This window comes from Flavobacterium sp. (assembly GCF_036759525.1).
GTDB lineage: Bacteria > Bacteroidota > Bacteroidia > Flavobacteriales > Flavobacteriaceae > Flavobacterium.
Window position 1 is genome coordinate 116,947 of sequence record NZ_DAIOUN010000004.1, and the last position, 7,089, is coordinate 124,035.

Here is a 7,089-nt window from a genome sequence, read left to right on the forward strand (position 1 = left end):
ATAAGGTTTAGTTCTTATTTTGAAGGGATTGGCTTATGAAATGTATATTTTTCAGGAATTGTAATGTCATTTTGTCAAATTGTAAATTAATTGACAAATGAATTATCATTTTCAAACTTAAGGATTCCACAATTCGATTATCTTTGCACCTTTAAAAATTGAATATTCTTTATATCGAATAATCCAAAAATCCAACCATCTAAAATGATTACAGTAAACGATATCTCTGTTCACTTTGGCGGAACTACTTTGTTCAGCGATGTTTCTTTTGCCATCAATGAAAATGATAAAATTGCCTTAATGGGTAAAAACGGAGCCGGAAAATCGACGCTATTAAAAATAATTGCAGGAGTAAGCAAACCTTCAACCGGAAATATATCGGCACCCAAAGAAGCTGTGATTGCCTATTTGCCTCAGCATTTATTAACCCAAGATGATGCAACCGTAATGGAAGAAGCTTCAAAAGCTTTTGCTGAGGTGTTTGATATGAAAGCCGAAATGGATGCTATTAATGAGCAATTGACTATTCGAACAGATTATGAGAGTGATGATTACATGAAGTTGATTGAGCGGGTTTCAGAATTGAGTGAGAAATATTATTCTATTGAAGAGGTAAATTATGAAGCAGAAGTTGAAAAAGTGCTAAAAGGTTTGGGTTTTGACAGAGATGATTTTACACGACCTACATCTGAATTTTCGGGTGGATGGCGTATGCGAATTGAGTTGGCAAAAATATTATTGAAAAAGCCGGATTTGATTTTATTGGATGAGCCCACCAACCACATGGATATTGAAAGTATTCAATGGTTGGAGGAGTTTTTGATAAATTCGGCTAAGGCGGTAATTGTGATTTCGCACGATAGAGCTTTTGTAGATAATATTACCAATAGAACTATTGAAGTTACGATGGGTCGTATTTACGATTACAAAGCCAAATATTCTCATTACCTGGAATTGCGAAAAGACCGACGCATTCATCAGCAAAAAGCTTATGATGAACAACAAAAAATGATTGCAGAAAACATGGAATTCATTGAGCGATTCAAAGGAACGTATTCCAAAACTTTACAGGTACAATCTCGTGTAAAAATGTTGGAAAAATTGGTTCCGGTTGAAATTGACGAAATTGACAATTCGGCCTTGCGTTTAAAATTTCCACCTTCGGTCCGTTCCGGACAATATCCGGTTGTTGTGAAAGATTTACATAAAAGTTATGGCGATAAAGTCATTTTTAAAGATGCCAATATTGTCATTGAAAGAGGGCAGAAGGTTGCTTTTGTGGGTAAAAATGGCGAAGGAAAATCAACTATGATTAAAGCCATTATGAAAGAAATTGAAATCAATGGCGGAAGTGTTGAAATTGGTCATAATGCACAAATTGGGTATTTTGCTCAAAACCAAGCCTCGTTGTTAGATGAGAATATGACTATTTTTGAAACTATAGATACCATTGCTGTGGGTGAAATTCGTACGCAAATCAAAAATATTTTAGGAGCTTTCATGTTCCAAGGCGATGATATTACCAAAAAAGTAAAAGTACTTTCCGGTGGCGAAAAAACGCGATTGGCTATGATTAAGTTGTTATTGGAGCCGGTTAATTTATTGATTTTGGATGAACCTTCGAACCACTTAGATATGAAAACGAAAGATATTATCAAGGAGGCATTGAGAGATTTTGACGGTACATTAATTTTGGTTTCTCACGATCGTGATTTCTTAGATGGATTGGCAACCAAAGTTTTTGAGTTTGGTAACAAACGAGTTAAAGAACATTTTGAAGACATCAAAGGATTTTTAGCCTTAAAAAAGATGGAAAGTCTCCGAGAAATCGAAAAATAGAATTAAAAAAAAAACATCCCTAAAAGGGATGTTTTTTTTGTTTATATACTAAAGTGCAGTAATTATAAATTGACTTCTTCGGTTTAATTGGTGTTCGGCTTCAGTACATTCTACACCATCAGCACATTTGTTTACCAATTGCGTTTCGCCATACCCTTTTGCAGTTAAACGTTCCGGTGCAATTCCTTTTTTGATTAACCAGTCACGTGTAGATTTTGCACGTTTATCAGACAAAATTTCATTGTATCGATGTGTTTGTCTGCTATCTGTATGCGATCTGATATCAATTTTCATTGTTGGATATTCATTTAAGACATCCAAAATCTTGGCAATATCAATAGCTGCATCAGGTCTAATGTTCCATTTGTCTAAATCAAAGTAAATAAGGTTAATTCCAAATACGTCAGCTAAATCACCTCCAACCGGAATTTTCTTGATAGCACTTTCCAGTTCGATTGGTAATTCGGTTTTACCGCTTTCTTTACCTATGATAACAGCACTTTCTTTGGTAGTGTACTTTTCTTTTTCAGCTCTAACATAATATTTTTTCTCACATTCAACTTCGCCAAAATCATATCTACCGTCTTCACCAGAAGTTATTTCTTTCAATTTGGTAAATTTATCATCAAATAAAGTTAGTTTGGTATTTGCCAAAACCGCACCGGTTTCGGCATCTGTAACAACACCCACCAATACTTGTTCACACTTAAATTGAATCTCTTTAGTTTCTAAAAATTTATAGATATCATCACTTCCGGCACCTCCAGGTCTATTTGATGATAAAAATCCTCTTTTGTTTGACTTATTAATAATCAAAGCAAAATCATCGTGAGGTGTATTGGCCGGTTCGCCTACATTTAAAACTTGTTTGTAAGTGCCATCTTTTTCAAGTTTGGAAATAAAGATATCCAAACCACCCAATCCGGGGTGACCGTCTGAGGCAAAGTAGATTTCATTATCCGAGGTAATGAAAGGGAAAGTTTCTCTTCCTTCGGTGTTAATTCCTTCTACGTTTACTGGAGCTCCAAAAGAACCATCTTCTTTAATTTCAACTTTAAAAATATCAGAAAGACCTTTTGTTCCGGGCATGTCTGAAGCAAAATAAAGTGTTTTTTCATCAGCACTTAAGGCAGGATGAGCTACTTGATAGGAATCACTATTAAAGGGTAATTCTGTAATATCAGTCCATTGTTCATTTACCAAGGTTGCTTTGTAAATTTTTAATAACGTAACTTTATTGGCATCTTTACCTTTTTTACCATTGTTAAAGTTGTTTCTTGTAAAATATACGGTTTTTCCATCTCTGGTAAAGGCAGGGGTAGATTCATGGAATCTGGTATTTAGATTTTTAGCAAATTTATCTGCCCCGGTTAAAGCTCCTTCTGAACTCAAAGTAGAACTGTAAAAGTTAGAGAAATATTGGTCTGTCCACGTATGTTTTCTTTTAGAGAAATTTCCGGTATCTCTAGCAGAAGCAAAAACCACTTTGTCCATATAAAAGGCAGTTCCGTAATCTGAATATTCTGTATTTATGCCAGCATCTTCAAGTTTATATCTTCCGGAATTCTTTTTAATGACATCTCTGTAATCTTTATTGTTTACGGCTAGAACACCTCGAGTGTCGGCTTCTGTCATTTTGTTGAATTTGACCATCATTTCATCTGCTTTGGTATAGTTCCCAACTGCTTTCAGCGATTGAGCATATCTGAAATAATATTCGGCATCTACTTGATCTGTCATAGCAAACAATTCACTATACCATTTTTCTGCATTTACTAAATCGGCATTAAAATAATAGGCATTGCCAATTTTTTGCAACATATCAGGATTTTTATATCCTTTTTCAGCTATTCGTTCATAAGTTTTAATAGCATCTATGTAAGCAAACTTATCGTAGTTTTTATCGGCTTTTCGTTCTCCAGCTTTTTGAGCATATCCGTTTAGAGCAATACAGCTAAACAAGGCGATATATATATATTTTATTTTCATGACTGTTGCTTTATTAGAAGAATCTAGGTGAAACAATTTTATTATGCTTGGTAAATAATTCAAATCTTACAAAAACTTCATGAGATCCTGAATTGAAACGTCTTAAACGTGTGGTTTCCATATCATATCCATATCCAATGAATAAACCTTCGGTAACCTGAAACCCTGCTAAAGCACTCACAGCAGCATCCCATCTCCAAGCTGCACCCAACATAAACTTTTCATCATATAAAAAGTTTGCAGACACATCTACTTGTAAGGGAGCACCTTCTATGGCTTTGGTTAAAAGTGCAGGTTTAAATTTAAGGTTGTAAGTTAAATCAAATACATGCCCAGCTATAAGATAAAAATTCATTCTTTCAGAGTTAACAGCTACAGAATTATCATCGTATCTTGTAGTTTCAAAAAAGTTGGGTACAGATAATCCAACATACGTTTTATCTGAGTGTAAGTAAATCCCTGCACCAAAATTGGGGGTGAAATTATTTCTCAAGTTCTGAAATTGAGGGTCACCGGCATCGGCAGGGTTTAATTTGTTTACATCTAGATTAAATAAGTTTGCTGTTCCTTTGATACCAAATGAAAGCTTGTAATTTTCAGACATTTGAACGGTATAAGATAAATCGGCAGAAATAGCATTTTCTGTAGTTGGTCCGATTTTGTCATTTACAAAGGAAACACCTAATCCTAGATTACTATTATTTATGGGTGTGTTAATAGATGCCGCATTGGTAACCGGTGCACCATCCAAACCAACCCATTGGGTTCTATGAAGTCCGAATATACTCATAACTCCTCTCGATCCGGCGTAAGCAGGATTGACATTTATCGTGTTATACATGTACTGTGTGTACTGAGCATCTTGCTGAGCCAAAGCAACACAACCTGTTAACATTAAAGCGAAAAATAAAAATTTTGTTCTCATTTAGTTTCTTTTTTAGAAACCCGGGGATTTTCATCCCCAGGAGTTAATTTTATCTTGTTAGGTACAAATATCCTGATTTATTTACAACTGAACCATCTGTAGTTGTATATTGAATGATATAAAAGTAGGTTCCTGTTGGAAGTTCCGCAGATTTATTTACGGTTGCTCTTCCTTCCGAAACACCTCGGAATACTACAGAACTGTTGTCATAGTTCTTAGCATCATACACTAACACGCCCCAACGGTTATAGATTTCTACTGTGTTGTTTAAATAACACTCAGAGTTTTCAATATTTTCAATTAAGAAAATGTCATTCAAGCCATCTCCATTTGGAGACATTGCATTATAGATATTTACTACTGAACATGGAAGTACAGGACAATCATCATCAACGGTTACATCTACTTCAATTGTTCTTGGACAATCAACCCCTGTGATTTCATATCTAAATTTGTATACTCCAACCGGAATTAAATACGGGTTAAATACACCGTCATTTAAGCTTCCTGTTCCATTAACATCTACCCATGAACCTCCAGTTGGATTTCCGGCCAATGTATTTAAGTTAACATATCTTGTTTCTACATCTTCATTATTACATTCTGCATAGAAAGTTAACGGAAGAATTGAGTTGTCAATAGTCACATTCACAGTTTGTGTAAATGTTTCGGCATTTCCACAATCATCAGAAACAATCCAAGTTCTAATTAGTGTATAACCATTAGTTGACTGATTGGTTTCTTCTTCACTAAAGGTCACAGTAACATCTGTTGTACATGAGTCTGTAAATACAATTTGTGGTACTGCTGGAACATTTTCACAAGTAACATTTACTAATGTTTGGTATTGTGATGCCGTTGGAGCAGAATTGTCTTCAACAGTTACAACTTGTGTATGTGTTACTTGATTGCCACAAGCGTCAACGGCTATCCAAGTTCTTGTTATAGTATACTCACCAGCACATGAACCATTTTCAATGTTTTCAGTAAAGTTAATAGTTACTTCACCACAAGAATCTGTTGCAGTAACAGTTTCTGCTTCAGGAACTTCACTGCATTCTACAGTTAAGTTTTGTGGAAGTACACTTGTAAATACTGGAGCAATGGTATCATTTACTTCTACTAATTGCGTATGACTTACAAAGTTTCCACAATTATCGGTAGCTGTCCATGTTCTAACTAAAGTATATGAATTACTACATTCACCTGCTTGTGTCGTTTCGTTGAAAGTTACTACAGCTTCACTACATGTGTCTGTCGCAGTTAATGTTACTGCGTTTGGAATTTCATTACAAGCAACTGTTACATTGGTTGGTAATGTTTCATTGAATGATGGAGCAATAGTGTCTTGAACCGTTATGTTTTGAATGTGACTGTTCATGTTTTTACAAGAATCAGTGCTTGTCCAAGTTCTACGTATCACATAATTGTTTTCACAATTACCGGGTAAAATAACCTCTGAAAAATTAACAGAAACTACATCACAGTTGTCTACCGCAGTAATTGCTGGTGCCAAAGGAATGTTTGTACACTCAACAGTAATATCCAGAGGTAATTCTTCAGCAAATGAAGGTGCTGTCGTATCTTGTACGGATATGATTTGAGTATGAGAAGACACATTATTACAAGCATCTGTTGCAGTCCAGGTTCTGGTTACTGTGAAAGCACCCGGACAAAATCCTGGAGCAATTGTTTCAGTAAAACTTACAGTTGCTTCACCACAATTATCAGAAGCTGTTAATGTTACAGCAACAGGTACTTGATGACATTCAACAATTACGTCTGCCGGTAATTCTTCATTGAAAACCGGATTTGTACTGTCTTGAACTGTGATTACTTGAGTATGACTGATGGTATTATTGCACAAATCTGATGCAGTCCAAGTTCTGGTTATTGTATAACGTCCCGGACATGATCCTTCTTCTGAAGTTTCATTAAATGATATGTTTACTTCACCACAATTGTCTACAGCAGTTAAGGTTACGGCAGCTGGAACGTTATCACACTCAACAACAATGTTTTGAGGTAATGCACTCGAGAATACCGGATTTGTAACATCTTGTACCGTTATAGTTTGAGAAACACTTGACGTATTGTTACAACTGTCTGTAAAAGTCCAAGTTCTCGTAATGGTAAAACTATTTTCACAGTTACCTGCAACTATACTCTCAATAGGTGTTACTGTAATTTCACCTGAACAGTTGTCAATAGCTGTCAAACTAATAGCTGAAGGAACTTCTGTTGCACATTCTATTGTTAATGATTCAGGAGCAGCTGGAGCTACCGGAGCTGTAGTATCTTGAATTGAGAAAGTAGCTGATGTTTGTGCCGTATTA

4 protein-coding genes are annotated in these 7,089 nt (G+C 35.4%); 1 reads left to right on the plus strand and 3 read right to left on the minus strand.

What is annotated here, in order from left to right:
• Positions 1-204: 204 nt before the first annotated feature.
• Positions 205-1,839 (plus strand): ABC-F family ATP-binding cassette domain-containing protein, encoded by a 1,635-nt coding sequence (locus V7M80_RS05150; RefSeq protein WP_333694520.1) that lies wholly within the window; start codon positions 205-207, stop codon positions 1,837-1,839.
• A gap of 48 nt (positions 1,840-1,887) precedes the next feature.
• Here the strand turns inward: V7M80_RS05150 and V7M80_RS05155 are convergent, their stop codons facing one another.
• The 3 genes from V7M80_RS05155 to V7M80_RS05165 form a co-directional block, all read right to left on the minus strand.
• Positions 1,888-3,828 carry an OmpA family protein gene (locus V7M80_RS05155; RefSeq protein ID WP_333694522.1) on the minus strand — a complete coding sequence of 647 codons (1,941 nt, stop codon included), beginning with the start codon at positions 3,826-3,828 and terminating at the stop codon, positions 1,888-1,890.
• Between the two features lie 13 nt (positions 3,829-3,841).
• The gene (locus V7M80_RS05160; protein ID WP_333694524.1) at positions 3,842-4,753 is read right to left on the minus strand and encodes a PorP/SprF family type IX secretion system membrane protein; all 912 of its coding nucleotides are present in this window, start codon (positions 4,751-4,753) and stop codon (positions 3,842-3,844) included.
• 49 nt (positions 4,754-4,802) lie between these two features.
• Positions 4,803-7,089 (minus strand): gliding motility-associated C-terminal domain-containing protein (locus tag V7M80_RS05165; RefSeq protein WP_333694525.1); only part of this gene is annotated, 2,287 nt, incomplete at its 5' end.